Here is a 25,579-nt window from a genome sequence, read left to right as displayed (position 1 = left end):
CGGAAGCCGGTCGCGATCGGGCGCCTAAGGTATCGCCTCGATGCCCGAGCGATCCAGCGCAGCGGCCAACGCGTCGATGCGGCCGAGCCCGGGCAGGACGACGTCGGGCGCGATCTCGGCCCATGGCACGAGGACGAAAGCGCGCTCCGACAGGCGCGGATGAGGCAATTGCAGGTCCGGCGTATCGAGACTGACGCCATCCATCGCCAACAGGTCGAGATCGAGTGTCCTCGGCCCCCAGCGCTGCTCACGGGTGCGGTCGCGCCCATTCGCGCGCTCGATGCCCTGCAGGGCGGACAGAAGATCATCAGGACGACGCACCGAGGCCAGCTCGGCGACCGCGTTGACGAAGTCGGGCTGGTCGGTCACGCCCCAAGCCGGTGTGCGGTAAAGCGCCGAGACCCGGACGACGCGGATGCCATCGCGCGACGCCAAGTCGGCAAGTGCGGAGGCGAACGTTGCCGGCACATCGCCGACATTGCCCCCGAGGCCCACCCAGGCCCGCCTGACGCTCATGCCGGTGCGCCGCCCCCCTGACCGCCGGAACGGCGAGGCCGACGACGACGGCGACGACGCGGGCCGCCGTCGTCCGACGCGCCATCGATCGGCAACTCATGGCCGCCCGCATCGTCAGCGGCGCCCTGGTCGAAGGACGCGACCAGCGCCTCCGGGGCCTGGAGCTGCGCGTCTCGCCAGAACAGCAGGTCGGCGGCGAGCTCAGGAGCCCCCTTGGCACGCAGCTCGAGGAAATCGAACGCGGCACGGAAGCGCGGATGGGCCAGCGTGCGGAACACCCGCTTCTTCTGCCGAAGCCCGAAGCGCGGCTGCAGCATCCAGATCTCCTGCATCGGCACGAAGAACCGCCGCGGAAGCGCGATACGCTGCGCCTGGTGGATCGTGACCCGGTCCGCGGCGCGCTGCTGCGCCACCGCCGGATCCAAGCCCTGCGCCTGGAGGCGCGCGAGCTCGCGGCAGTACGCCGGCCAGAGAAGGACGGCGTAGAGGAAAGCGGGAGTCACAGGCTTGTCTTCCGCGATGCGCCGATCGGTGCTGCGCAGCCCGTCCAGCACCATCGAACGCAGCATGCCGCTGCGGTTGGTCCGCAACGCCTCCGCCGTCTCCGGCAGCAGTGCTTGGAGCAGGCGATGCGTTTCGAGGCCGAGGAAACTGGCCTCGCCGTGGCCGGCGAGGAAGAGTTTCAGCGACTCGTCGAAAAGGCGCGCCGGCGCCGCGCCAGCGATCAGGGGCGCCAGCGCAGGCATCGGGCCGGACGCGCTATCGTCGATGGTGAACCCAAGCTTCGCTGCCAAGCGCACCGCGCGCAGCATGCGCACGGGGTCCTCGCGGTAGCGCGTCTCCGGATCGCCGATCAGCTTCAAACGTCGCGCGAGGACGTCCTCGTAGCCGCCCACGTAGTCACGCACCGAGAAGTCCTCGATGGCGTAGTAGAGCGCGTTGGCGGTGAAGTCCCGACGCACCGCATCGTCCTCGATGGTGCCGTAGACGTTGTCGCGAACCACGCGCCCGCCGTCTTCGGTCTCGCGGTCGCCACTGCCATCGTCGTCGTTGGCGCGGAACGTCGCCACCTCGATGATCTCGCGTCCGTAGACCACATGCGCCAGCCGGAAGCGGCGGCCGATCAGCCGGCAGTTCCGGAACACATCGCGCACCTGCTCGGGCGTCGCGTCGGTGGCGACGTCGAAATCCTTCGGTTGCCGGCCGGCGAGGAGGTCGCGCACGGCGCCGCCGACCAGGTAGCCCTTGAAACCGGCATCGCGGAGCCCGTACAGCACCTTGAGGGCAGCGGAGCTGATGTTCCTGCGCGAGATCGGATGGGCCTCGCGGGGAATCACCAGGGGCGCGACGGGTTCGGACATGGGGCGGAGGAGTTCCAGATGAGGCGCCGGGAGGCTGGAGTAGACAAAGCGAATCCGGTATCCTACCCAACTCGCAGGACGCGAACCAACCAATGCTCCCTTCGTCTAGAGGCCTAGGACGTGGCCCTCTCAAGGCTAAAACACGGGTTCGAATCCCGTAGGGAGCGCCAATTCCACGAGGCCCGGCTACGCCGGGCCTCGTCTTTTCCGGGTCCACGCCATCGTTCTCAACGCGGCGGTACCCTATCCGCCTACCTCACGTCGCCAACGCCATGCCCTTCGTCGTTACCGAGAACTGCATCAAGTGCAAGTACACCGACTGTGTCGAGGTCTGCCCGGTCGACTGCTTCCACGAGGGACCGAACTTCCTCGTGATCGACCCGGATGAATGCATCGACTGCACGCTTTGCGAGCCGGAATGCCCTGCCAAGGCGATCTATCCGGAGGACGACGTCCCGGCGGGCCAGGAAAGCCTGATCGCGCTGAACAAGGAACTCGCCGCCCAGTGGCCGGTGATCACCACGCGCAAGGACCCCCTGCCCGACGCCACCGAGTGGGACGGCAAGCCGGGCAAGCTCCCGTTGCTGCAACGCTGAATGGCGCGCCCCCTGCGGGCGCGCGCCGACATCCCGGGGCCGTTACTGCAGGCGCAACTGCAACGCGCCGAGCAGCTGAGCCGCGGCGCCGTCCGTCACGGGCATACCCTCCGGACTGATGGCGTCGACACGGACCGACTCGCCGCGTGCTGCAAGGCGGACGAGGAAGCTTTCGCCGCTGAACGCCACCTCGTAGCTATTCAGCGCAGCCACCGGCGTCGCCTTGACATCGTCGATGCGCGCAAGCGCAAGACCCACGCGACGGAAGGCATTCTCCAGCGTGTCGCCGATCTCGAACGCCGCTGCCGCACCGAAGGCTGCGGGCGGGGCCTCGCCGGGAGCGGCTGCGGCCGATGCGGCAGGCGGGATCTGGAGGGCGGCACTCGACGAAGGCAGGACGAGATCAGGCGGCACTTCCAGCGGACGGCTCTCGCGACTCTCGCGGTAGGGCGCCTCCTTGCCTCGGAAGAACGAGCATCCGGAAAGGGTGACGGCCGCCGTGGTCGCCAGGACGGCGAGGACGAGCGGACGCTTCAGCGTGGACAGGGGCATAGGCATCTCCAGGAAATCAGGCGGCACGAATCGCGGCCAGCGCTTCAGCCTCGGCGCGCTCGACGAGGGACAGCATCGCCGGCAGCGAGGCGGCATGTGGTGCATCGAGCGGAAGCAGTGGCAGGCGCAGGTCGGCGCCGAAGCCTTGCGCCTTCAGCAGCGCCTTCAGCGGAATGGGGTTCGGCGCACACCCGAGGAAATCGTAGAGCGGCCGCAGTCCGGCATCCTGAATCACGGCCCTTTCTACAGCGCCGCCACGAAGAGCGGCGGTGATCGCAGCGAAGCTGGCTGGCACGACGTTGGATGCCACCGAAACAACGCCGACGGCGCCGAAGCCCATCGCGTCAACGAAGGTCGGATCGTCGCCGGACAGCAGCGCGAAGCCCGGGGCCGCCAACGGCGCAAGCGCGGACCAGCGCTGGGCGTCACCACGCGCCTCCTTCAAGCCGACGATCCCATCGACGCCCGCCAGTTCGGCCACCGTTTCCGGCGCCATGTCGACGCCGGTGCGGCCCGGAACGTTGTAGAGGATCACCGGCAGGCCGCCTTGCGCGGCCACTGCCCGGTAGTGCGCCACGAGCCCCGCCTGCGTGGGGCGTACGTACGGCGGCGTGACGACCAGAGCCGCCTGTGCGCCGAGTTCGGCGGCGCGGCGGGTCTGCGCGATGGTTTTCGCGGTGTTGGAGAGGCCGGTGCCGGCGATCACGCCGACCCTTCCGGCGACGACGCGAACCGCTTCCACCAGCAGGGTGTCGTACTCGGCGTCCGTCAGGGCCGCCGCTTCGCCGGTGGAGCCGGCAACCACCACGGCCGCCGTCCCCGAAACGACCTGTTTCTCCAGCATCCGCTCCCAGGCATCGAGATCCAGAGTCCCGTCCGCGGAAAACGGGGTGGCAAGGGCGGTGATGCTGCCGGACAGTCGCAAGTCGGGGCTCGTGGGGTGGTCGGCGGAGACAGGCAGAATGTTACTTGCGGCGCGAAGAAGGCGGCAAGTATGCTGCGGACGATGAGTGACCCTTCGCCCCGTCCGACGTCGAACGAAAACCTGCTGCTCATCAGCGCGTACTCGACCCATCCGGACTCCCCGCTCCTCGCCGTCAGCCGCCGCATCGCCGACTCGGGATGCAACCTCGCGGACGCCCGCCTGTCGACCGTGGGCCGCGACGTCTCGGTGACGGCGCTTGCCGTCGGCTCCTGGGATGCGGTGGCCAAGCTCGAAGCCATGCTCGGCCGCATGGAGCGCGACGACGGCATGAAGATCCATTGGTACCGCACGGGCCCGAAGCCCGTGCAGTCCAACCTGATCCCGTACATCGTCGAAGTGGTCGCCTCCGACCGCCCCGGCATCCTGTACCAACTCGCCGACTTCTTCGACCGCCAGGGCATCACGGTCGAGAACCTGCAGTGCTCGCGCTATCGCGCCATGCAGACCGGCGCCGACATGTTCTCGGCCCACGTCACCATCGGCGTCCCGGCCAGCATGCATATCGCGGCGCTGCGCGACGACTTCCTCGCCTTCTGCGACGACCTGAACCTCGACGCCATCATGGACCCGATGAAGTTCTGAGGCCGACGACTCCATGCCGCCATCGATGCGACTTCGCGCCGCGTGACCACCGCACGCCGACTTCCAGCCGCCATGACGCCCCGCGTGATGGCGGCTTTTTCTTTGCCGCACCCCCGCCCCGAGGAGCTTCCATGACGCAGAGCAAGCGCATCTACGTGCTCGACACCAACGTGCTGATGCACGACCCGACGGCGCTGTTCAAGTTCGAGGAGCACGACGTGTTCCTGCCGATGATGGTGTTGGAGGAGCTCGACAACAACAAGAAGGGCCAGACGGAATCGGCCCGCAACGCCCGCCAGGTCAGCCGCTTCCTCAACGAGCTGGTGGTGGCCCACGGCAACCGTGGCATCGAGGGCGGGATTTCCCTGAAGCGCCCTAACGAACTGCAGCTGCGTGAGACCGGCGGACTCGGCCGCTTGCTGTTCCAGACCAAGCCGGTCGATATCAGCAAGGGATTCGGCACGGTGCTGCCGGACAACCAGATCCTCGGTTCGATCCTCGCGCTGCGCTTCGACAACCCGGGCACCCCGGTGGTCCTGGTGTCGAAGGACATCAACCTGCGCATCAAGGCAAGCATCGTCGGCGTCATCGCCGAAGACTACGAGAACGACCGGGCGCTCGACGATTTCAATCTGCTCTACACCGGCGCCACGCCCCTGCCCGAGGACTTCTGGAGGCGCCACGGCGACAGCCTGCGCAGCTGGACCGAGCGAGGCCGCACCTTCTACGAGATCAAGGCGATGCCGGAGGACGGCTGGTACCCCAACCAGTACCTCTACCTGCCCGGCGAGGAGGACGTGGAGCTCAAGGTGGCCAAGCTGGACGGCGATCGCGCGGTGCTGCAGATCGTCGAGGACTTCCGCTCGGCGAACCACCAGGTCTGGGGCATCAACGCCCGCAACCGCGAACAGAACTTCGCCCTCAACGCCCTGATGGACCCGGAGATCGACTTCGTCACCCTGCTCGGCACCGCGGGCACCGGCAAGACCCTTCTGGCGCTGGCGGCAGGCCTTGCGCAGACGATGGACGTACAGCGCTACCGCGAGATCATCATGACCCGTGCGACGGTGAGCGTCGGCGAGGACATCGGCTTCCTGCCCGGCACCGAGGAGGAGAAGATGACGCCGTGGATGGGCGCGCTCACCGACAACCTCGAGGTGCTCACGCACGCCGAGGACCACGGCAGCTGGGGCCGCGGCGCCACCAACGACCTGCTCGCCTCGCGCATCAAGATCCGCTCGATGAACTTCATGCGCGGGCGCACCTTCCTCAACCGCTGGGTGATCGTGGACGAGGCACAGAACCTCACGCCGAAGCAGATCAAGACCCTGATCACGCGCGCCGGCCCCGGCACCAAGATCATCTGCATGGGCAACGTCGAGCAGATCGACACGCCCTACCTCACCGAGACCACCTCCGGCCTCACCTACGCCGTCGACCGCTTCAAGAGCTGGGCGCACAGCGCCCACGTGACCCTGCGCCGCGGCGAGCGCTCGCGCCTGGCCGACTACGCCTCCGAGGTGCTTTGAGTGCACGAACGCCTCCTCTCGGCCCTGACCATCGCCGGCTCCGACAGCGGCGGTGGCGCAGGCATCCAGGCCGACCTCAAGGCCTTCGCCGCCCACGGCGTCCACGGGCTCTCCGCCCTCGCCGCCCTGACCGCGCAGCACACGCGTGGCGTGACCGCCGTGCATGTGCCCGACGCCGGCTTCCTGCGTGCACAGATCGACGCCTGCTTCGAGGACTTCGACGTGCGCGCGGTGAAGCTCGGCATGCTCGCCTCGGCCGAGATCATCCACGCGGTGGCCGATTCGCTGGAACGCTGGACGCCGACCGCCCTCGTGGTGGACCCGGTAATGGTCGCCACCAGCGGCGCCAAGCTGCTGGCCGATGACGCCCTCGACGCGCTGCGCACGCGGCTGCTGCCGATGGCGACGGTGCTGACGCCCAACCTGCCCGAAGCGGAGCTGCTGCTGGCGCGTCGCATCGCCCCGGGCGCCGACGCCGATGCCGCACTCGCCGAGCTGCTTGGACTCGGTTCCGACGGCGTCCTTCTGAAGGGCGGTCACCTCGCGGAAGCCGAGGTCATCGACCGCTTCGGCAGCGGCGTGCTGCGCGCCGGCTTCCGCAGCCGGCGACTGCCCCTCGAAGGCCACGGCACCGGCTGCACGCTGGCCTCCGCCATCGCCGCGAACCTGGCCTTGGGGGAGACGCCGCTGCAGGCCTGCCGCCTGGGCACCGAGTACATCGCCGGCGCGCTGGCCGCCGGCTACCGGCCCGGCCGTGCGGACGTGGTGGTGCTCGACCACTTCTGGCGGTTCCGCCGGCCGTGATCGATCAACTGCCGCGATGGGTGTGGGTCGCCGGCGGAGCCTTGAGCTTCGCGGCCGGCCTGATGAACGCGGTGGGCCTGCTCTCGTTCGGTGCCGAGGCCGTCACCCATCTCACCGGCACCACCACGCTCATTGCCGGGCATGCCGGCTTCGGACGGTGGGACAGCGCGCTGCACCTGCTTGGCATCCTCGCGGCGTTCTGCGCCGGGGCGGTGTTCAGCGGCTGGCTGATCCGCGACGAGCATCTGCGCCTAGGCCGGCGCTACAGCGTCGCGTTGTGGATCGAGGCCCTGCTCGTGCTCGCCGCCACCCAGGCCTTCCTCTGGCGCGAGCCGGCCGCCTACTACCTGCTGGCCAGCGCCGTTGGCCTGCAGAACGCGATGGCCACGACGTTCAGTGGGGCGGTGATGCGCACCTCGCACCTCAGCGGCATGTTCACCGACCTCGCGATCTACATCGGCCACGCCCTACGCGGCCTGCCCGTGCAACGGAAGCGAATCGCCGTCTGCCTGCTGGTGATCGGCGGATTCTCGTGCGGCGCCCTGGTGGGCGCCGGGGGAATGCGCTGGCTCGGGCCTGGGATCCTCGTCCTGCCGGCGCTGATCGCGGCGGGACTGGCGCTCGCCCACGCCTTGCGCCCCCGCACCGGCAAGGGCAAGGTCTGACCGGGAATTCCCCCGGCAAGGAGCAGCACATGCGCAGCGGCAATCCGGTTCTCGGTGAGAACACCTTCCTCGACGTCGGCTCGGGCCGCGTCGTCACCCGCGATGGCCAGACGATGACGATCAGCGGCACGGTCAACAAGACCGCGCTGCTGCTGGCGATGGTACTGATCACGGCGACGTACACCTGGAACCTCTACAGCGGCCCGGAGAGCGTGCCCGGCCTGATGCCCTACGTCTGGGGCGGGGCCATCGGCGGCTTCGTACTGGCCTTGATCACCGTGTTCAAGAAGGAATGGGCGCCCGTCACGGCTCCGCTCTACGCGCTGGTCGAGGGCCTTTTCCTCGGCGCCGTCTCGGCGATCTTCGAAGCGCGGTTCCCGGGCATCGTGATGCAGGCCGTCGGCCTCACCTTCGGCACCCTGGCGTCACTGCTGTTGGCCTACAAGTCGGGCCTGATCCGGGCCACCGAGAACTTCAAGCTCGGCGTCGTCGCCGCCACGGGCGGGATCGCCCTGCTCTACCTCGTCAACATCGGCATGCGGCTGTTCGGCTTCGAGGGCATCGGCTTCATCCACGACAGCGGCTGGCTGGGCATCGGCTTCTCGGCCTTCGTGGTCGTGATCGCCGCGCTGAACCTCGTCCTCGACTTCGACTTCATCGAAAGCGGCGTGGACGCTGGCGCACCGAAGTCGATGGAGTGGTACGGCGCCTTTGGCCTGATGGTCACGTTGATCTGGCTCTATCTGGAGATCCTGCGCCTGCTCGCCAAGCTGCGCGGTGACGACTGACCGCTCCGCCCCCTTCTCCCCACGGGGCCATCGCCATCGTGGAAACGGAAAGGGCGCCTCGCGGCGCCCTTTCCGTTGGCTGCTTCGAACCTGCGATCAGCCGGCGACGCGCGCCGCGACGGCCTTCGCGAAGCTCTGCGTCGTGCCCGTGCCTCCGACGTCCGGCGTCACGCCGTCCTTGGCTTCCAGCGTGTCGCGGATAGCCTGCCGCAGGCGGTTGGCGTGATCGACGTGGCCGAGGTGGTCGAGCATCTGGCCCGCGGCCAACAGCAGCGCACAGGGATTGGCGATGTTCTTGCCGGCGATGTCCGGCGCCGAGCCATGGACGGCTTCGAAGATCGCCGCGTGCTCGCCGATGTTCGCGCCCGGGGCGAGGCCGAGGCCGCCCACCAGACCGGCGCACAGGTCGGACACGATGTCGCCGAAGAGGTTCGTCGTCACGATGACGTCGAACTGCTCCGGACGCATCACCAGCTGCATGCAGGTGTTGTCCACGATCATCTCGTTGCACTGGATGTCGGGATACTGCTGCGCCACTTCGCGGGCGGTCTTCAGGAACAATCCCGAGGTGGACTTCAGGATGTTCGCCTTGTGAACCACGGTGACCTTCTTGCGACCGATGCGGCGAGCCAGGTCGAAGGCGTAGCGAACAATGCGCTCCGAGCCCTTGCGGGTCACTTTCTGCGTGAGAAGCGCCGTCTCCCCGTCAGGCGAGATGGACTGCCCCTCGCCGATGTAGGCCCCCTCGGTGTTCTCGCGAACGGTGATGAGGTCGATGTTCTCGTAGCGCGCCTTGGTGCCCGGGAAGCTGATCGCCGGACGCACGTTGGCGTAGAGGTCGAACGTCTTGCGCAGGGCGACGTTGATCGAGGTGAAGCCCTCGCCGACCGGCGTGGTGAGCGGGCTCTTGAAGGCGATGCGGTGCTTGCGGATCGCGTCCAGGGTGGCGGCAGGCAGCAGCTCGCCGGTCTTTTCCATCGCCGACATGCCGGCCTCGACGAACTCGTACCGCAGCCCGAGATTCATCGCGTCCAGCACGCCCAGCGAGGCATCCATGATTTCGGGACCGATGCCGTCCCCGCGGATCACCGCAATCGTCTGAGACATGTCTTTTCCTTTTCTCGCCCGATCCAGTGCAGGCGGCGCGCGGATTATGCCGCAGCGGCAGGCCGACGGCCCCTGACGGCGGTCAAGGAACCGGGGGTTGGTTCAGGCTCTCGGCCACGCCCGGGCGCCGCGACGCGGCGCCCGGGCCGGCCTCAGCCGTGCGACTGGTCGTGGGCGCCGGGCGCATCGGCGGTGCCGGCCTCGAGCTGGTCGAGGAAGTCGACCGCGCGGCGCAGGTGCGGGATCACGATCGAGCCACCGACCACGAGACCGACGGAGAACACCTCGAAGAACTCCTCGCGGGTGACGCCGGCCTGCTGGCATTGGGCCACGTGGTAGGCGATGCAATCGTCGCAGCGCAGCACCATCGAGGCCACGAGGCCGAGCATCTCCTTGGTCTTCAGGTCGAGCGCGCCGGGCTTGTAGGTCTGCGTGTCGAGCGCAAAGAATCGGCGGACGACCTGGTTGTCCTCGGCCAGGATGCGCTCGTTCATTCGCTTGCGGAAGGCGGTGAATTCGGCGACGCGGTCACTCACGGGGCGGACTCCAGAAGGGGCGCCAAACCACCGGCGCGGTCGAGGGCGACCATGTCGTCGAAGCCGCCGACGTGGGTGCCATTGATGAAGATCTGCGGCACGGAGGTGCGCTTCGCCCTGGCGAGCATCTCGTCGCGGGCGACCGGGTCGAGATCGATGCGCACTTCGCGCCACTCGACGCCCCGCTGCTTGAGGAAGTTCTTCGCGGCGACGCAATAGGGGCAGATGGCGGTCGAATACATCACGACCTCGGCGCGCGGCATCTCGGTGGCTCCGTGGAAGGTTCAGGGAGCGGAACTATGGGGCCCGTCCGCGGTCTTTTCCAGCACACACGCCAGCGACTTAACGGCGGATTCACCAGCCCCCGCCGCCCATTCGGCATGCTCACCCGATGCGACTCCCGCCCCTCCTCGCCCTTCCCGCCGCTCTCGCCCTCGCGTTGTTCCCGGGCTGGGGCGTCGACGCCCAATCCCGGCCTGAGGCACTGCCGCAGATGGGCTCGTCCGCGGCCAGCCTGATCACGCCCGCCGACGAGGCCCGCTACGGCGCGATGGTGATGCGGGAGCTGCGCCGCCAAGACCTTCTGGTGACCGATCCGCTGGTCGAAGGCTGGCTGCAGGGCCTGGGATTCCGGGTGGCCGCCTCGAGCGGCGAGCCGGACCACGGCTACACGTTCTTCATGATGCGCGATCGGCGCATCAATGCCTTTGCCACCCTCGGCGGCCTCATCGGCATGAACGCGGGCCTGGTGCTGACGGCGGAGCGCGAGGATGAGGTGGCTGGGGTGCTGGCCCACGAAGTCGCTCACGTGACGCAGCGCCATGTCCTGCGCTCGGCGGAGAAGTCGCAGCAGATGCAGCTGCCCACGATGCTCGCGATGATCGGCGCACTGGCCGCCGCCTCCCAGAGCAGCTCCCGCTCCTCCGACGATGCGATGCAGGCTGCGGTGGTCGGTGCGCAGGCGCTGGTGGCGCAGATGCAGATCAACTACACCCGAAGCAACGAGTCGGAGGCCGACCGCATCGGCATCGAGACGCTCGCGCGGGCCGGCTTCGACCCGCTCGGCATCGCCGATTTCTTCGGCCGGATGGAGCGGGCATCGCGCGGCAATACCGGCGGATGGCAGGCTCCGGAGTACCTGCGAACCCACCCGGTGACGACGACGCGCATCGCCGAAGCCCGCGACCGGGCTGCCGCCATGGCAAGGCAGGCCCGCTGGCAGAATGCCACCGTCCGTGGGGAGGGCCACCTGCTGCTGCCGATCGGGCTGCGCCCCCCGCAAGCCACCGGCACACTTGCCAGCGAGTTCCACTGGGCCCGTGAACGCCTTCGCGTCCTCACCGCCCCTACCGCGCGCGACGCGCTCGCGGAGTACGACACGCACCGGACCCGCAGCCCGCGCCCCGAGGTCGCCTACGGGCATGCCCTGGCGCTGCTGCGCGCCGGCCAACCGGGCGATGCGGTGGCGCGGCTGGAACGTCTGGCATCCGACGATCCAGACAACCTATGGCTGCGCCTTGCCATGGCGGAGGCGCTGCACAAGGCCGGCCGCCCCGCGGAAGCCACCCGCCGCTACGAGGCCCTCCTGGCCGACTACCCGCAGCACCGGGCAATCACGCTGAGTTACGCCCAGACGTTGAGCGAGCGCGGCGATACCTCGTCCGGCCGCCGCGCCCAAGCCCTTCTCCGCCCGCTGCTCGGCGCCGCCAGCAACGATCTGCTGCTGCAGCGCAGCTTCGCGCGCGCCAGTGAACTGGCAGGGGACGCCAATCGCGCCGCCGAGGCCCATGCCGAGGCCGCCTTCCTCGCCGGCCGTGCCGAGGATGCACTCCGGCAGCTCGACGGCCTGAAGCACCGCGACGATGTCGACTACGTGCAGCGCGCGCGGGTGGAAGCGCGGATGGCCGAGATCATGCCGGTCGTCCTGGAAATGCGGCGTGTCGGCCTGAGACCGGAGGACCAGGGCCGGGAGCGGTCGTGAATGCCGCAGCACCAGGCCGCGGGGCTCGACAAGCCGCGGGGACGCTGTGACGATTCCCTTTCAGTCGTCATGGTTGCGTCACAAAAGTTTTATCTACTGGCGCCCTGACCCCATGGCCTGGACATCCCGTGCAGAAGCGCATCCTCATCGTCGACGACGAGCCCGCCATCCGTGACATGGTGGCCTTCGCCTTGCGCAAGGGCGAGTACGAACCGGTGCATGCCGGCGACGCCCGCGAAGCCCAGACCGCCATCGTCGAGCGCGTGCCCGACCTGATCCTCCTGGACTGGATGCTGCCCGGCACCTCGGGCCTCGACCTCGCCCGGCGCTGGCGCAAGGATGAGCTCACCCGCGACGTGCCGATCATCATGCTGACAGCGCGCGGCGAGGAGAACGACCGCGTGTCGGGCCTCGAGTCGGGGGTCGACGATTACGTGGTGAAGCCGTTCTCGGCCCGCGAACTGCTGGCGCGCATCAAGGCGGTCATGCGCCGCTCGCGCGAGGACGAGGCGGATGGCAGCGTGCAGATCGGCCGGCTGCGCATCGACGGCGCCGCGCACCGCGTGTACGCCGGCGACGAGTCGATCCACGTCGGTCCGACGGAGTACCGCCTGCTGCACTTCTTCATGACCCACGCCGATCGCGTCTACACGCGCGCGCAGCTCCTCGACCACGTGTGGGGCGGGAACGTGTACGTGGAGGAGCGCACGGTGGACGTCCACATCCGCCGACTCCGCAAGGCGCTCGAGCCGCAGCAGCTCGACGGCATGGTGCAGACCGTCCGCGGCAGCGGCTACCGTTTCTCGGAAACGCCGTGACGGGCTCACTCGCGGCATGACCGTCGGGGCGCTGCTGCGTCGAGCCTGGCGCGCGTCGGTCGCCCGGCTGCTCGCCATCTTCGCCGCAGCGGCCCTGCTCGGCGTCTGGCTCGACGCGCTTTGGCCCCTGCTCGCGCTCTCCGCCTTCGCCATCCTCGGCTGGCACTACTGGCGCCTGCATCGCCTGCTGGCCCGCCTCTACCAACGCCGCCGCCTGCGTGACATCGACGGCCGTGGCCTCTGGGACGACCTCGAGATGCTCCTCCATCGCCGCCAGAACGAAGGTCGAGCGCGGACGAAGCGCCTGCTGGGCCTGGTACGCGGCTATCGACGTGCCGCCACGCTGATGCCGGACGCGGTACTTCTCGTCGACCGCGACAGCGGACGGATCGACTGGTGCAACCGCCAGGCCAGGGAATTGCTCGGGCTCGGCCCGCAGGGCCAGGAGGGCACGGTCGCGAACGTTTTCCCGGAATCGACCGTCCGCGGGTGGCTCGAGGCCGGGCAGACCGACGAGCCACTGCTCGACCAGGCCTCGCCGCTTGACGCCAATGTGCGATTGAGCCTTCGCCTGCTGCCCTACTCCCCATCGCAGTGGCTGCTGGTGGTCCGCGATGTCACGAAGCTGCTGCGGCTGGAGCAGCTACGGCGCGACTTCGTGGCCAACGTTTCGCACGAACTGCGCACGCCGCTGACGGTGGTCCACGGCTACCTCGACATCCTCGATGCCGACGACTACCCCGAGCTCGGCCCGATGCTCGATGAGATGCGCAAGCAGTCGGCGCGGATGTCACAGCTCGTCGAGGACCTGCTGACCCTTTCGCGACTCGAAGCGCAGGAGGCACTGGCGCACCGGGAGGTCGTGGCGATGGCGCCGCTGCTGCTGACGCTGAAGCGCGAGGCCCAGGCGCTCTCCGCCGGGCGGCACCAGATCGACGTCCAGGACCATGCCGAGCTCGACTTGCTCGGGTCCACGCGGGAACTCCATAGCGCCTTTTCCAACCTCGTCTCGAACGCCGTCCGCTACACCCCGGTCGATGGCCGCATCGATGTCCGCTTCGAGCGCAGTGCAGACGGCGGCGTCGTCCTGGCGGTTCAGGACAGCGGCTATGGCATTCCGGCCCAGCACCTGCCGCGGCTGACCGAGCGCTTCTATCGCGTGTCCACCAGCAGGGCCCGTGAAACCGGCGGAACCGGGCTCGGCCTCTCGATCGTCAAGCACGTCCTCAACCTGCACCAGGGTCGGCTCGACATCCGCAGCGAGGTCGGCAAGGGCAGCGTGTTCGCCTGCGTGTTCGGCCCCGAGGCCGTCGTCGAGCGGGCGCGAGGCAGCGACGGAGGCTGATGCCGCGGCGCGCCGCGGCTTGCCAGCCGCAGCCATGTCGTTTCCAATCCCCAGTCCGGTTCACCCAAGGCCGTCCCGTGCCCACCAAGTCGCCCCGCAAGCCCGCCGCCGCCGCTTCCAGCGGCACCTCGGGACTTCCCGACCACGAGTTGTTCCTGAGCCGGGAACTGTCCCAGCTGGCGTTCAATCGCCGCGTGCTGGCCCAGGCCGAGGACCCTTCGATCCCGCTGCTCGAGCGCCTGCGCTACCTGTGCATCAGCTGCACCAACCTCGACGAGTTCTTCGAGATCCGCGTCGCTTCGCTGCGCACTACCGTGCAGTTCGGGTCGACCGCCACGGTGGACGGCGTGGCGCCGGGAGCACTGCTCAACCAGATCCACGACGAGGCGAGCGCCCTCGTCGACGCCCAGTACCAGTTCTGGAACGACACCCTCCGCCCGGCGTTGAACGAGGCCGGCGTGCGCATCCTGCCGCGCGATTCGTGGAGCGCCAGGCAGAAGCGCTGGCTGAGGGAGTACTTCGAGAACGAGATCATGCCGGTGCTTTCGCCGCTCGGCCTCGACCCCGCGCACCCGTTCCCGCGCATCCTCAACAAGTCCCTCAACGTCGTCGTCGTTCTGGAGGGCAAGGACGCCTTCGGCCGCGCCGGCGGCATGGCCATCGTGCGCGCGCCGCGCTCCCTGCCACGCATCATCCACATCCCGCCGGAGATCTCCGGGGCGCCGCACGACTTCGTGCTGCTCTCGGCCGTCCTGACCGCTTTCGTGGACGAGATCTTCCCCGGCATGAAGGTCAAGGGGGCGTGGCAGTTCCGCGTGACCCGGAACTCCGAACTGGTGGTGGATGAGGAGGAGGTCGAGAACATCGCCCACGCAGTGCGCGAAGAGCTCGTCGGCCGCGGGTTCCGCCCGGCGGTGCGGCTCGAGATCGCCGAGAACTGTCCGACCGCCATCGTTCAGGTCCTGCTGCAGAACTTCTCCCTGCCGGAGAACGCCGTGTACCGGATCAATGGGCCCGTGAACCTGAACCGCGTGATCCAGGTCATCGACCTTGTCGACCGGCCGGAGCTGAAGTGGCCGCCCTTCACGCCGCGGCCCACGCGCCTCGACGTCGACGCGCCCTTCGACCAGCTGCGCGAGCGGGATGTGCTGATGCACCATCCCTACGAGACCTTCAACGCCGTGCTCGACCTCGTGGCGCATGCCGCGCACGACCCCGACGTGCTGGCGATCAAGCAGACGCTTTACCGCGTCGGCAAGGATTCACCGCTCATCGAGCACCTGATCACCGCGGCACGAAACGGCAAGGACGTGACGGTGGTGGTGGAACTCCGCGCCCGCTTCGACGAAGAGGCCAACCTTCGCCTTGCCGACCGCCTGCAGGAGGCCGGGGTGCAGGTGCTGTACGGCGTGGTCGGCTACAAGACCCATGCGAAGATGATGTTGATCGTCCGCCGCGAAGGGCAGCGCCTGCGCCGTTACGTGCACCTCGGCACCGGCAACTACCACGCCGGCACCGCACGCACCTACACGGACATCGGGCTCATGACGGCCAACGAGGAGATCGGCGCCGACGTGCACGCGCTGTTCCAGCAGCTCTCCGGCCTCGCGCCCTCGTTCAAGCTGAAGCAGCTGCTGACCTCGCCATTTACCCTGCACGGTGGCCTGCTGGCGAAGATCGCCCGCGAAGCCCAGCACGCCCGCGAAGGCAAGCCGGCGCGCATCATCGCCAAGATGAACGCGCTGAACGAGGCCGGCGTGATCCGCGCGCTGTACGCCGCCTCCCAGGCCGGTGTGCAGATCGACCTGATCGTGCGCGGCGCCTGCGCCCTGCGCCCCGGGGTGAAGGGGCTTTCCGAGAACATCCGCGTGCGCTCGGTGGTTGGCCGCTTCCTCGAGCACAGCCGCGTGTACTGGTTCCAGAACGACGAATCCCCGCAGCTCTACTGCTCCAGTGCCGACTGGATGGAACGCAACCTGCTGCGCCGCGTCGAAACCTGCTTCCCCATCCTCGACCCGAAGCTGGCGAAGCGGGTGTTCGACGAGGAGCTGGCCAACTACCTTGCCGACAACACGCAGAGCTGGCAGCTGAAGGCCGACGGCCGCTACGAGCGCGTGAGGGTGGAAGGCGACGACATGCCGCATTCCGCCCAGCAGTCCCTCCTCGCCAAGCTCTGCCACTGACATGCCGAACAGCCCGCGCCGCAGCCTGCAGGACGGCGACCTCCTCGCGGCGGTCGACCTCGGCTCCAACAGCTTCCACCTTGTCGTCGCCCGCTACACGCTGGGCCAGCTGCGCATCGTCGATCGCATCAAGGAGACGGTGCGCCTTGCGGAAGGCCTCGACGTCAACGGCGGCCTGCGCCCCGACGTCGTGGCCCGCGCCCTCGACTGCCTCGCCCGCTTCGGCCAGAAGCTCCGGAGCGTGCCACCGGCGCAGGTGCGCGCCATCGCGACGAACACCGTGCGGCAGATGCGCAACCCGCAGAGCTTCCTGTTGCCCGCGGAAACCGCGCTCGGCCACGGCATCGAGGTGGTCGCCGGTCGCGAGGAGGCACGGCTCGTGTACCTCGGCGTCGCGCACGGGCACCCGCCGGGCAAGTCGCGACGCCTCGTGATCGACATCGGCGGCGGTTCCACCGAGTTCATCATCGGCGATGGCATGGCGCCCATCGAACGCGAAAGCCTGCAGATGGGCTGCGTCGCGACCACGAAGCGCTTCTTCGGCAACGGCAAGCTCAGCCGAAAACGCTGGAAGGAAGCCCAGATCGAGATGGCCGCGGAATTCCAGCAGTTCGCGGCGCTCTACCGCCAGCTCGGCTGGAAGGAGACCTTCGGCTCCTCCGGCACCATCAAGGCGATCGGCGAGATCTGCGAGGCGCTCAAGCTGTCGAAGGGCGGTCTGATCACCGACACGGCGCTGGCCGGCCTGACCGACCGCGTGCTCGCCTTCGACACCCTCGAGACGCTGAAGCTTCCCGGCCTCAGCGCGGAGCGCCAGCCGGTGATCGCCGGCGGCGTGCTGGTGCTGGCCACGGCCTTCGAAGCGCTCGACATCCGCAAGCTGCACGTCAGCGAAGCGGCCATGCGCGAGGGTGTGCTCCACGACATGGTCGGGCGCGGCGGCAAGGCCGACCCGCGCGAAGAGTCGGTCGCGGCACTGATGACCCGCTACGCCATCGATAGCGTGCAGGCGGATCGCGTGGAAGCGACGGCGCTGGCGCTGTTCGACGAGGTCGAGAGCGACTGGGGCCTCGAGGCGCCGGATCGCCAGATGCTGGCCTGGGCCGCGCGCCTGCATGAGCTTGGGCTCGCCATCGCCCACAGCCAGTACCACGTGCACGGCGCCTACATCCTCGAGAATTCCGACATCGCCGGTTTCTCCAAGACCGAACAGCAGTTCCTCGCCACCCTCGTACGCAACCAGCGCCGCGCGCTGAAGCTCACCAGCTTCGAGGGACTGCCCGACCGCCTCGCCCCCGCGGCCCAGCGCTGCGCGATGCTGCTGCGCCTGGCGGTGCTGCTGCACCGTGCCCACGAGGCCGGGAAGATCCCCGGCCTGCGCCTGCGCGTGGGCAGCGGTGAACTGCAGCTCAAGCTCTCGAAACGCTGGCTTGACGCACATCCCCTGACCCGCGCCGACCTCGACACGGAGCGCGAACACCTCCGCGATATCGGCCTTCGGCTGGAGCTCGACGGCGGCTGACCGCGATCAGCGGCCGCGGAGCGACGACAGCCGCACGCGCTCGTCGATCAGCACTTTGCCTTCGGCATCGCGCAGGCCGAGCCGAAGCTCGCGGCGCGCCCAGTCGATCTCCACGAGCCCGAAGTTCGCCCGGTGGTGGGCGTCGCCAACGCGCAACGCATTGGGCACCGGCACGTGCCATTCCTCGGTCAGCCCGCTCGAGGTCAGGTCGAGCATCGGATAAGGCACGTTCGCATCGAGGCGCGTGAGCTCGCCGTAGTGCGTGTCGCCCGAGAGGAACACGACCCCCTCGGCGCGCGTGTCGCGGATCAGCTGGAACAATCGCGCCTGGTCGCGCGGGTAGTTCACCCACGCCTCCCAACCCGGGAAGTCGGCCAACACCTGCAGGCTGGACCCGATCAGGCGGACCTCAGCCGGCTCGCGAAGCTGGGCTTCCAACCAACGCCACTGCGCCTCGCCGAGCATGGTCGCCTCGGGCGACGGGTCGCGCGCGTAGGGCCCGGGCACCGGGCGCCCTGCCCTCGCCTCGCGTCGCCCCCAGCGCGCGTGCGCCGCATCGTCCGGGAACGCCGTGTTGCGCGCGATCGGCGTGCGGTTCCAGCGCAGGTCGAGCAGGATCACCTGCACGCGCTGCCCCGGAGGTCCAAAGATCGCGCTGGTATAGACACCCTCGTGCGAGCGCCGAGGCGAATCCACCGGCTCGCCCCAGAAGTCGAAGAACAGCTCGCGCGAAGCGTCCTTCATCGGATACTCGGCCCCCGCGTCATTCTCGCCGTAGTCGTGGTCGTCCCACGTCGCCATCACCGGCGTAGACGCGCGCAAGCGCCGGAAGCCCGGCTGGGCGCCCAATGCCGCGTAGGCGGCTTCGAGCTCGCGACGGTCCCGCGTGTCGCCGTAGACGTTGTCGCCGAGGAACAGGAACAGATCAGGATTGGCCGCGTCGATCGCCGCCCAGATCGGCTGCGGCTTGTGCTGTTCGGCGCAGGAGCCGAAGGCGATGCGGGTCGGGGCGGGCGCGCTGTTGTCGCCCGCCTCCGGGGCCGCGAAGGCCGCCGGAGGAAGGCAAAGCACAAGCGCCAGGCCGAGGTGGCGCAGGGCCACCGACGGCAGGCGCCGCATCAGAACGAGGCCTCGAGGGTCAGGAACACCTGGCGCGGGGCGCCGGTCACCAGCGTGTAGTTCAGGCCCTGCGGGTCGCGGGCCACGAACCCATTGGTGCCGACGCTGGCGAAGTAGTCCTCGTCGAACAGGTTGGTGACGTTGAGCGTGGCCTTGAGGTCCTTGGCGAAGCCGAGGTCGCCGAAGCGGTACGACACCGAGGCATCGGTGACCCAGTAGTCCGGCACGCGCGAGTCGTTCGTGTAGGTGATGAAGCGTTCGTCGGTGTACTTCATGCCGATGCGAGCTTCGAGGGCGTCCGCCGCGTAACGGAGCTCGACGTTGGCGAGCATTTCCGGCGTGTCGACCACGGTCTTGCCGTCGGTCGGCACGAGGGTCGTGCCGTCGAGGTAGTTCGAGGCGTACTCCGACGAATTCCACGACAGCGAGCCGAACAGCGAGAAGCCGCCACCGAGGCGCCAGTCGATCGCCGCTTCGGCACCGGAGGTCTCGACGTCACCGACGTTGGCCAGCACGCTGGGGCAACCGACGATGCCGGCGCACTGGGAGATGGTCAGCAGGCGGTCCTCGAAATCCACGCGGTACAGGGTGAGCGAGCTCTGGAAGCCCTCGTTGCCGTAGCGCAGGCCGCCTTCGAACGTGGTCGAGGTCTCCGGGCGCAGGGTGTTGCGGATGGCGTCGAACCCCGACTGGCTGGCCGAGAACGGGCCGTTCACGCCCGCGCGGAAGGCCGCCATGTTCTCCGCATACGAGCCGAAGAGCTCGAAGCCCGGCGCCACTTCGAAGCGCAGGCCCAACTGGGGCAGGAAGCTGTCCTTGGCTTCGATGCGGCCCTGCGCACGCGTGCCGCGACGATTCACCGCTTCGATCTTGGCGTCCAGCGCCTTGAAACCGGCATCGATCGTGAAGCGGCCCTCCATCAGCGCGATGCGGTCGTTGAGGTACCAGACCTGCGTTCGGCTGTCGAAATCCTGCTCGAACACGCGTACGTCCGGACTGCGGAGGAAATAGCCGCGGTTCGGCGGGGCGTCGGCGTTGAGGAAGTAGAAGTTGCGCTGCAGGTTGTGGTCGCTGTCCTCGTGCCACAGGCCGAAGCTCAGCGTGTGCACGCCAAACGGCAGTTCGAAGCCGGCGGTCAGGCCACCGCGGTCGATCGTGTACTCCGTGGTGCGCAGGCTCAGCGGCAGGGTGGCCGAGCTGGGCGAGTACGGCGTCACCCAGTGGCCCTGGCCCTCGTTGGTGTGTCGATAGACCTGCGCCGTGAAGCTGCCGCCGTCGCCGATGGCGAAGTCGGTGTTCAACGCGTAGAGGTTGTCGTCCCGCAGGCCGCGGCCGAGGTAGTAGGCATCATCGAGGCTGTTCACGGCGCCCGAGAACTGGCCGAAGCCGGCGCGGATGGCGCGCGTCCAATCGCGCGCGTAGTTGTCCCAGTCCATGCCGAGGCGGCGCGCCGACTCCAGCGACAGATCCGCGTAATCGGTCTCGTTGCGGCGCGACGTGTTGACGAGCGCGCCGAGGGTCCACGCGTCGCTGGCGTAGCGGGCCTGCGCGTTGACCTGGCGCGAATCCTGCGCACCGTAGCCCTTCCACTTCTCGGCATCGTGCTTGGCGCCCGAGAGGAAGGCCGAGAAGCCGTCGAGGTCGCCGGTGTCGTAGCGCGCGAAGGTGCGCAGCGTGTCGTCGCTGCCGACGGTCTGGGCGAGGGTGGCGCCGCGCTCGGCCTGCGGGCCGCGCGAGGCGAAGCGCACCGTGCCGCCCAGGTTGGACGACGACGCGGTATCCAGCGCACCGCTGCCCTGCGAGACTTCGGCGAAACCGAGGTTCTCGGCGATCAGCGCGCGGCTGATGTGCAGGCCGTTGTGGTTGCCGTAGCTCATGTCGCCCAGCGGGATCCCGTCGAGCGTGAAGCCCAGCTGGTTCTGGTTGAAGCCGCGGATGTTCAACCTCGCTGACCACTCGTAGTTGCCCCACGGGTCGGCCGAGGTGAAGTGCACGCCGGGAAGTTTGCCGAGCAGCTTGAGCGCGCTGCTGCCTGCGGGCTGACGCGCGATCTCCTCGCGGCCCAACGCCTGCACCTGCCGGGTCTCACCGGTGCCGACGACGTTGACGGCATCAAGAACGGCAGCCTCGTCGCGCACCTCGGGACTGGCGGAAGCCGCCACGGGGGCGAGCGCGGCGGCGACTGCAAGGGCCAGCAGGTGGCGAGGGCGACGGCAGGGGGTGATCGACGACATCCGGAACTCCATTGGGGGCCAACCTCCGGTCGGAGGATTGGGCGCGGACACTGGCGGAACTGCGTGACCGGACCGTTGAATTCACATGACATCTCGGCGATGAAGCCGCGTCACGACAACGTCATCACGATGTCACCGCCCTGCCGCTCATGCCCTTCAGGCTCGCGGCATGGACACGACCGCCGCCCTCGCCCGCCGCTTCGAGCTCGTCACCGAGACCTACCCGCCGGAAATCAACGGCGTAGCCCTGACCGTGCAGTCGTTGCACGATGGGTTGGCGGCGCTCGGGCACGACGTCGGTCTCGTCCGTCCCGCGCGCCCTGGCGAGAACAGCGATGAGTCCCGCGAACTGCTGCGCGTCGACGGGGCGCCGATCCCACGCTATCCCGGCATGCGCTTCGGGTTGCCGGCCGGCCGCAAGCTCGCCGCGCGATGGATGCGCGATCGTCCGGACGCGATCTACATCGCTACCGAGGGGCCGCTGGGCTGGTCGGCCCTGCGCGCGGCGAAGCGGCTGCGGATCCCCGTGGCCACGGGCTTCCACACCCGTTTCGATGACTACGTGGGCCGCTACGGCGCGGGTTTCCTCGCACCATGGGTTTTCGCGTGGCTGCGCCGCTTCCACAACCGCGCCGACGCCACCTTGGTGCCGACGCGCGAACTCGCGGAACAACTGACGGCGCAGGGCTTCCGCCATCCACGACGACTCGGACGGGCGGTGGACACCGCACGCTTCCACCCAGCCTTCCGCACCGAAGCCCTCCGCACGCGCTGGGGCGTCGGTCCGGACGACCTCGCCATCGTGCACGTCGGCCGCCTCGCGCCGGAGAAGAACCTGCCCTTGCTGATGCGAAGCTACGAAGCCCTCAAGGCAGAGCGGGCCAGCGCGAAGCTGGTGCTGGTCGGCGACGGCCCGGAGCGTGCGGCCCTCGCGGCGCGATACCCGGATGTCGTTTTCGCCGGCACCTTGCGCGGCGATGCCCTCGCCGCGCACTTCGCCTCGGCCGACGTCTTCTGCTTTCCGAGCCTCTCGGAGACCTTCGGCAACGTCACCCTCGAAGCCATGGCCTCGGCGCTGCCCACCGTGGCTTTCGACTACGGCGCGGCGCGCGAACATCTCCGCGATGGCGTGCACGGTGCCAGCGTGCCGTTCGGCAATGAAGCGGCGTTTCTGGCGCGCTTCCTCGACATCGCCCTGTCCGCCCGTCGCGTCGCCATGGGCCTTGCGGCGCGCGAAGCGGTGGAAGGACTGTCGCCGGATCGCGTCTCGCGCGACTTCGCCGACCTGCTCACCCAGCTCGCCCACCCCCTCGAGAAGGCCGCATGATGCTGACGCGCGCCGCCCTCGTCCAACGCGAACACCACTGGTGCCTGCAACTGAACGGCTGGTGCACTTACCGCGCCGTCCGGCTCTACTTCAAGGCCGTCAGCCGCCTGGGGGACGGCGTGTTCTGGTACGCGATGATGGCCGTGCTGGCCGTTTTCGGCGGCGAGGCAGGCCTGCATGCCGCCGCGCACATGGCGGTCGTGGGTGGCATCGCGGCCATCCTCTACCGGCGCATGAAGGGCTTCTTCCGCCGGGCCCGGCCCTGCCATCGCGACCCCGCGGTGCGGGCCTGGGTGGCGCCGCTGGACGAATTCAGTTTCCCGTCCGGCCACACCCTGCACGCCGTGAGCTTCACGCTCGTGGCACTGGCCCACTACCCTGCGTTCGCCGTGTGGCTGATCCCGTTCACCGCCAGTATCGCGGTGTCCCGCGTGTTCCTCGGCGTGCACTACCCGAGCGATGTGCTCGCCGCCACCGGCATCGGGGCCACGTTGGCGGCCCTGGCGCTGTGGGTGGTGCCGGGCGTCAGCCTGCTCGGGTGACCGGCCGCAGCCGGAAGGTCAGCGTGTGCGCCACGTCGGGGCCGCCCTCGGCTTCCGGCCAGCCCAGCGTGCAGCGCAGGTCGTCGCGGCGCACGTAGCCCCGCTTGGCCCACAGCGCCTCGTTGCCACGGTAGTCCGCCGGACGGCGCGGATCCGAGGCATCGCGGTCGACGGCACAGAAGGCCGTCCAATCGAAGCGCGCCAATGCCGCCGCGTGCGCTTCGCGGGCGTCGAAGAACGCGTGGCCGAGCCCGCGGCCGCGGTACTCGGGTAGCAACACCGATTCCCCGAAGTAGAAAACCCTCGCGATGTCGATCCCCGCCGCCTCGAACGGCGTGCGGAAGGCCTCGGCATCGTCGGCCAGCGGCAGGCCGCTCGACGCGCCGACGATCCGCCCGCCATCCATCGCCAGCACGAAGACGCTGTCGGGCGAACGGACGTACACCGCGAGATAGGCCCGCTCATACGCCTCGTTGCCGGCGTACAAATAGGGCCATTCGCGGAACACGCCGATGCGCAGGCGCGCGAGGTCGGGCAGGAAAGGCCCGACCTCGGCACCGCGGACGACGCGCACCTCCATCAGCCGGCCACCGCCACGTCGGCACCGCCGGCGTTCGCCTTCGCCTTCTCCGCCGCGATCCAAGCCCGCACCTGCTGCTGCAGCAGGGTCATCGGCAGCGAGCCATGGGTCAGCACCACGTCGTGGAAGGCCGCGAGATTGAAACCCTCGCCCAACTCGCGCTTCGCTTCATCGCGCAGTTCGACGATGGTGTTCATGCCCACCTTGTAGGCGAGCGCTTGGCCCGGCATCACGAGATAGCGCTCGATTTCCGCGACGACGTCCGTCTGCGGCATGCCGGTCTTCTCGACCATGTAGTCGATGGCCTGCTCGCGCGTCCAACGCTGGTGGTGCAGGCCGGAATCGACCACGAGGCGCACGGCGCGGAACATCTCCGCCTGCAGGCGGCCGAGGTCGTCGAGCGGCGTCGGCTGGAAGCCGATCTCCGAGGCGAGCTTCTCCGAATACAGCGCCCAACCTTCCGAGTAGGCGGTGAACGGCAGCAGCTTGCGGAAGGTCGGCACGCCCTGGATTTTCTGCTGGATCGCGAGCTGGAAGTGATGCCCGGGGATGCCCTCGTGGTAAGCGAGGGTGCGCATGCCGAAGCGCGGGATCTCCTGCACGCTGCGCAGGTTGGCGTAGAACACGCCCGGCCGCGAGCCGTCGAGCGCCGGCGGCTGGTAGTAGGCGCCCGGCGAGGTCTTCTCCTTGAACTCGGGGATGCGCTCCACCTTCACCGGCTGCGTCGGGCGCACGTTGAAGTAGGGGCCGAGGCCGGCGTCGATGGTGTCGATCATCGCCTGGTAGTCGGCGAGGATCTGCGCGCGTCCTTCGTCGGTGTCCGGGTAAAGCTGGTCCGGACGAGCCGCGATCGTACGCACACGCTCGCCGATCGTGCCCTCCACCAGGCCTTCGCCCTTCAGGATGGCGTCCATCTCGCCCTCGATGCGTGCCACCTCGCGCAGGCCGAGCTCGTGCACCTGTTCCGGCGTCATGTCGGTGGTGGTGTGCACGCGGATCTGGTGCTGGTAGAAGGCGGCGCCGTCGGGCAGGGCCCACACCCCGTGGTTGCCCGTGGTCTTCGGCAACAGGGCCACGTAGTCGTCGATCCAGCCTTGGTAGGCCGGATACACCTGGTCGCGGATCACCGCTTCCGCGTCCGCCAGCAGACGCTGCTGGTCGGCCTCGGCGATGGCTTCGTCGGCCTTGGTCATCTTGTCGGCCAAGGCGGTGTACAGGATGTTCTGCGTCGGCTCGGTGGCGACGAAGGCCTGCATCTCGGCGGTCACCTTCTCGACCACGAAGGTCGGCGGAATGATGCCGAGCTGCTCGCGCTTGGCCATGCCCTCGCGCACCTGCGCCGCCACCCGCGGGATCTCCCGCAAACGCGCCACGTAGGCCTCGGCGCCGCGCAAGCCCGCCACGCGGTGCTGTGCGGCCATGAAGCTCGGCAGGCTGCTCTGGATGCCGAACAGCTGGTTGAGCGGGTAGTCATGGAAGCGAAAGCGCTCGCCATCGGCCTGCGTCTGCAGGAAGGCTTCAAGGACGTCGTAGCTCAGGGTGTCCTCGAGTGACGCGCGGTCGTAGCTGCGCAGGGTCGCGAGGTCGTTCTTGAGCTTCTCCATCTGCGCGTCGCCCTTGGCGAGCGAGTAGTCATCGAGCTCGTCGGCCGTCCAATCGATGGACGGCGGCAGCATCCCGAGGCTCGACAGCAACTGCGGGCTCTCGAGCGCGAATTCCGCGAAGACCCGCTCGTAGAAAATGCGGATGTTGACCGGCTTGAAGTAGAGGCTGTGCAGAACGAACAACGTCACCGCGAGCAGCAGCAGGAGCGCGCCGCGCAACGTCCAGCGGAACAGCTTGGCCATGGAATCCCCTCCGTGTGGAAGTCCGCATGCTAGCGCGGGCCGCGGGCGCGCAGCGCTAGA

Annotated in this window: 23 protein-coding genes, 1 tRNA gene and 1 pseudogene; 14 read left to right on the top strand and 11 right to left on the bottom strand. The window is 68.7% G+C overall.

Going from position 1 to position 25,579, the window contains the following annotated elements; all coding sequences use genetic code 11:
- Positions 1–24 precede the first annotated feature (24 nt).
- Together folK and pcnB are read right to left on the bottom strand one after the other, a co-directional pair.
- On the bottom strand, positions 25–516 hold the full coding sequence (folK, locus tag ACYVAK_RS07710) for a 2-amino-4-hydroxy-6-hydroxymethyldihydropteridine diphosphokinase (protein WP_461059584.1): 492 nt from the start codon (positions 514–516) through the stop codon (positions 25–27).
- Positions 513–1,859: pseudogene (gene pcnB / locus ACYVAK_RS07705) on the bottom strand (polynucleotide adenylyltransferase PcnB); the annotation flags it as partial. The pseudogene pcnB and the gene folK, both read right to left, overlap by 4 nt.
- 112 nt (positions 1,860–1,971) lie before the next feature.
- Here pcnB and ACYVAK_RS07700 point away from each other — a divergent pair.
- Positions 1,972–2,047 (top strand) — tRNA-Glu (locus tag ACYVAK_RS07700).
- A gap of 102 nt (positions 2,048–2,149) precedes the next feature.
- Positions 2,150–2,473 carry a ferredoxin FdxA gene (gene fdxA / locus ACYVAK_RS07695; RefSeq protein WP_461059582.1) on the top strand — a complete coding sequence of 108 codons (324 nt, stop codon included), beginning with the start codon at positions 2,150–2,152 and terminating at the stop codon, positions 2,471–2,473.
- Between the two features lie 42 nt (positions 2,474–2,515).
- Here fdxA and ACYVAK_RS07690 read toward each other — a convergent pair whose 3' ends face one another.
- A complete protein-coding gene (locus ACYVAK_RS07690) occupies positions 2,516–3,025 on the bottom strand; it encodes a hypothetical protein (RefSeq protein WP_461059580.1) in 510 nt (169 codons plus the stop codon).
- A 16-nt stretch (positions 3,026–3,041) separates the two neighbouring features.
- Positions 3,042–3,950, bottom strand: coding sequence for a 4-hydroxy-tetrahydrodipicolinate synthase (gene dapA / locus ACYVAK_RS07685; RefSeq protein WP_461059578.1), 909 nt, complete (start codon positions 3,948–3,950; stop codon positions 3,042–3,044).
- An 81-nt stretch (positions 3,951–4,031) separates the two neighbouring features.
- Here dapA and ACYVAK_RS07680 point away from each other — a divergent pair, with 81 nt between their 5' ends.
- The 5 genes from ACYVAK_RS07680 (at position 4,032) to ACYVAK_RS07660 (ending at position 8,378) form a co-directional block, all read left to right on the top strand.
- Entirely contained in the window at positions 4,032–4,592 is a 561-nt protein-coding gene (locus tag ACYVAK_RS07680; protein WP_461059576.1) for a glycine cleavage system transcriptional repressor, read from the top strand.
- Positions 4,593–4,723: 131 nt separating this feature from the next.
- Positions 4,724–6,121, top strand: coding sequence for a PhoH family protein (locus tag ACYVAK_RS07675; RefSeq protein WP_461059574.1), 1,398 nt, complete (start codon positions 4,724–4,726; stop codon positions 6,119–6,121).
- Positions 6,122–6,925, top strand: a complete 804-nt coding sequence (gene thiD, locus ACYVAK_RS07670) for a bifunctional hydroxymethylpyrimidine kinase/phosphomethylpyrimidine kinase (protein ID WP_461059572.1) — start codon at positions 6,122–6,124, stop codon at positions 6,923–6,925.
- Positions 6,922–7,590, top strand: coding sequence for a YoaK family protein (locus ACYVAK_RS07665; RefSeq protein WP_461059570.1), 669 nt, complete (start codon positions 6,922–6,924; stop codon positions 7,588–7,590). Before thiD ends, ACYVAK_RS07665 begins: the two co-directional genes overlap by 4 nt.
- 29 nt (positions 7,591–7,619) lie before the next feature.
- Complete coding sequence (locus ACYVAK_RS07660; protein ID WP_461059568.1) at positions 7,620–8,378, top strand: Bax inhibitor-1/YccA family protein; 759 nt, start codon at positions 7,620–7,622, stop codon at positions 8,376–8,378.
- A gap of 96 nt (positions 8,379–8,474) precedes the next feature.
- Here the strand turns inward: ACYVAK_RS07660 and ACYVAK_RS07655 are convergent, their stop codons facing one another.
- The 3 genes from ACYVAK_RS07655 to grxC all read right to left on the bottom strand — a co-directional run bounded on the left by ACYVAK_RS07655 (position 8,475) and on the right by grxC (position 10,284).
- On the bottom strand, positions 8,475–9,485 hold the full coding sequence (locus ACYVAK_RS07655) for an isocitrate dehydrogenase (protein WP_461059566.1): 1,011 nt from the start codon (positions 9,483–9,485) through the stop codon (positions 8,475–8,477).
- A 152-nt stretch (positions 9,486–9,637) separates the two neighbouring features.
- On the bottom strand, positions 9,638–9,979 hold the full coding sequence (locus tag ACYVAK_RS07650; protein ID WP_461060512.1) for a carboxymuconolactone decarboxylase family protein: 342 nt from the start codon (positions 9,977–9,979) through the stop codon (positions 9,638–9,640).
- 38 nt (positions 9,980–10,017) lie between these two features.
- Entirely contained in the window at positions 10,018–10,284 is a 267-nt protein-coding gene (gene grxC, locus ACYVAK_RS07645) for a glutaredoxin 3 (protein ID WP_461059564.1), read from the bottom strand.
- Positions 10,285–10,412: 128 nt separating this feature from the next.
- Here grxC and ACYVAK_RS07640 point away from each other — a divergent pair, with 128 nt between their 5' ends.
- From ACYVAK_RS07640 to ppx, 5 genes are all read left to right on the top strand, one after another.
- Positions 10,413–12,002, top strand: a complete 1,590-nt coding sequence (locus ACYVAK_RS07640; protein WP_461059562.1) for a M48 family metalloprotease — start codon at positions 10,413–10,415, stop codon at positions 12,000–12,002.
- Positions 12,003–12,130: 128 nt separating this feature from the next.
- Positions 12,131–12,820: a phosphate regulon transcriptional regulator PhoB gene (phoB, locus tag ACYVAK_RS07635; RefSeq protein WP_297875290.1), complete on the top strand. Its 690-nt coding sequence runs from the start codon at positions 12,131–12,133 to the stop codon at positions 12,818–12,820.
- Positions 12,821–12,836: 16 nt separating this feature from the next.
- Positions 12,837–14,165: a phosphate regulon sensor histidine kinase PhoR gene (gene phoR, locus ACYVAK_RS07630; RefSeq protein ID WP_461059559.1), complete on the top strand. Its 1,329-nt coding sequence runs from the start codon at positions 12,837–12,839 to the stop codon at positions 14,163–14,165.
- Positions 14,165–16,348, top strand: a complete 2,184-nt coding sequence (gene ppk1, locus ACYVAK_RS07625) for a polyphosphate kinase 1 (protein WP_461059557.1) — start codon at positions 14,165–14,167, stop codon at positions 16,346–16,348. Before phoR ends, ppk1 begins: the two co-directional genes overlap by 1 nt.
- Position 16,349: 1 nt before the next feature.
- On the top strand, positions 16,350–17,870 hold the full coding sequence (ppx, locus tag ACYVAK_RS07620) for an exopolyphosphatase (RefSeq protein ID WP_461059556.1): 1,521 nt from the start codon (positions 16,350–16,352) through the stop codon (positions 17,868–17,870).
- A 6-nt stretch (positions 17,871–17,876) separates the two neighbouring features.
- On the opposite strand, the gene ACYVAK_RS07615 is transcribed toward ppx, so the two are convergent.
- Both ACYVAK_RS07615 and ACYVAK_RS07610 read right to left on the bottom strand, forming a co-directional pair.
- The gene (locus tag ACYVAK_RS07615) at positions 17,877–18,989 is read right to left on the bottom strand and encodes an alkaline phosphatase D family protein (RefSeq protein ID WP_461059554.1); all 1,113 of its coding nucleotides are present in this window, start codon (positions 18,987–18,989) and stop codon (positions 17,877–17,879) included.
- Positions 18,989–21,223 (bottom strand): TonB-dependent receptor, encoded by a 2,235-nt coding sequence (locus ACYVAK_RS07610; RefSeq protein ID WP_461059552.1) that lies wholly within the window; start codon positions 21,221–21,223, stop codon positions 18,989–18,991. Before ACYVAK_RS07610 ends, ACYVAK_RS07615 begins: the two co-directional genes overlap by 1 nt.
- A 169-nt stretch (positions 21,224–21,392) precedes the next feature.
- Between ACYVAK_RS07610 and ACYVAK_RS07605 the strand changes: the two genes are divergently transcribed.
- Together ACYVAK_RS07605 and ACYVAK_RS07600 are read left to right on the top strand one after the other, a co-directional pair.
- Positions 21,393–22,550: a glycosyltransferase family 4 protein gene (locus ACYVAK_RS07605; RefSeq protein ID WP_461059550.1), complete on the top strand. Its 1,158-nt coding sequence runs from the start codon at positions 21,393–21,395 to the stop codon at positions 22,548–22,550.
- Positions 22,547–23,092: a phosphatase PAP2 family protein gene (locus tag ACYVAK_RS07600; protein WP_461059548.1), complete on the top strand. Its 546-nt coding sequence runs from the start codon at positions 22,547–22,549 to the stop codon at positions 23,090–23,092. The genes ACYVAK_RS07605 and ACYVAK_RS07600 overlap by 4 nt, the downstream gene beginning before the upstream one ends.
- Here the strand turns inward: ACYVAK_RS07600 and ACYVAK_RS07595 are convergent.
- Positions 23,076–23,672: a GNAT family N-acetyltransferase gene (locus ACYVAK_RS07595; RefSeq protein WP_461059546.1), complete on the bottom strand. Its 597-nt coding sequence runs from the start codon at positions 23,670–23,672 to the stop codon at positions 23,076–23,078. The two genes, ACYVAK_RS07600 and ACYVAK_RS07595, sit on opposite strands and share 17 nt — an antisense overlap.
- Positions 23,672–25,519: a DUF885 domain-containing protein gene (locus ACYVAK_RS07590; RefSeq protein WP_461059544.1), complete on the bottom strand. Its 1,848-nt coding sequence runs from the start codon at positions 25,517–25,519 to the stop codon at positions 23,672–23,674. Before ACYVAK_RS07590 ends, ACYVAK_RS07595 begins: the two co-directional genes overlap by 1 nt.
- Between the last annotated feature and the right edge of the window lie 60 nt (positions 25,520–25,579).

The sequence above is a fragment of the Silanimonas algicola genome, assembly GCF_054777375.1.
This window is presented reverse-complemented; position numbering and strand designations above follow the sequence as displayed.

Coding starts and splice junctions, on each gene's coding strand:
- folK (WP_461059584.1), bottom strand. CDS start 516: ATGAGCGTCAGGCGGGCCTGGGTGGGCCTCGGGGGCAATGTCGGCGAT.
- fdxA (WP_461059582.1), top strand. CDS start 2,150: ATGCCCTTCGTCGTTACCGAGAACTGCATCAAGTGCAAGTACACCGAC.
- ACYVAK_RS07690 (WP_461059580.1), bottom strand. CDS start 3,025: ATGCCCCTGTCCACGCTGAAGCGTCCGCTCGTCCTCGCCGTCCTGGCG.
- ACYVAK_RS07680 (WP_461059576.1), top strand. CDS start 4,032: ATGAGTGACCCTTCGCCCCGTCCGACGTCGAACGAAAACCTGCTGCTC.
- ACYVAK_RS07675 (WP_461059574.1), top strand. CDS start 4,724: ATGACGCAGAGCAAGCGCATCTACGTGCTCGACACCAACGTGCTGATG.
- ACYVAK_RS07660 (WP_461059568.1), top strand. CDS start 7,620: ATGCGCAGCGGCAATCCGGTTCTCGGTGAGAACACCTTCCTCGACGTC.
- ACYVAK_RS07655 (WP_461059566.1), bottom strand. CDS start 9,485: ATGTCTCAGACGATTGCGGTGATCCGCGGGGACGGCATCGGTCCCGAA.
- ACYVAK_RS07650 (WP_461060512.1), bottom strand. CDS start 9,979: ATGAACGAGCGCATCCTGGCCGAGGACAACCAGGTCGTCCGCCGATTC.
- grxC (WP_461059564.1), bottom strand. CDS start 10,284: ATGCCGCGCGCCGAGGTCGTGATGTATTCGACCGCCATCTGCCCCTAT.
- ACYVAK_RS07640 (WP_461059562.1), top strand. CDS start 10,413: ATGCGACTCCCGCCCCTCCTCGCCCTTCCCGCCGCTCTCGCCCTCGCG.
- phoR (WP_461059559.1), top strand. CDS start 12,837: ATGACCGTCGGGGCGCTGCTGCGTCGAGCCTGGCGCGCGTCGGTCGCC.
- ppk1 (WP_461059557.1), top strand. CDS start 14,165: ATGCCGCGGCGCGCCGCGGCTTGCCAGCCGCAGCCATGTCGTTTCCAA.
- ppx (WP_461059556.1), top strand. CDS start 16,350: ATGCCGAACAGCCCGCGCCGCAGCCTGCAGGACGGCGACCTCCTCGCG.
- ACYVAK_RS07615 (WP_461059554.1), bottom strand. CDS start 18,989: ATGCGGCGCCTGCCGTCGGTGGCCCTGCGCCACCTCGGCCTGGCGCTT.
- ACYVAK_RS07610 (WP_461059552.1), bottom strand. CDS start 21,223: ATGTCGTCGATCACCCCCTGCCGTCGCCCTCGCCACCTGCTGGCCCTT.
- ACYVAK_RS07605 (WP_461059550.1), top strand. CDS start 21,393: ATGGACACGACCGCCGCCCTCGCCCGCCGCTTCGAGCTCGTCACCGAG.
- ACYVAK_RS07600 (WP_461059548.1), top strand. CDS start 22,547: ATGATGCTGACGCGCGCCGCCCTCGTCCAACGCGAACACCACTGGTGC.
- ACYVAK_RS07595 (WP_461059546.1), bottom strand. CDS start 23,672: ATGGAGGTGCGCGTCGTCCGCGGTGCCGAGGTCGGGCCTTTCCTGCCC.
- ACYVAK_RS07590 (WP_461059544.1), bottom strand. CDS start 25,519: ATGGCCAAGCTGTTCCGCTGGACGTTGCGCGGCGCGCTCCTGCTGCTG.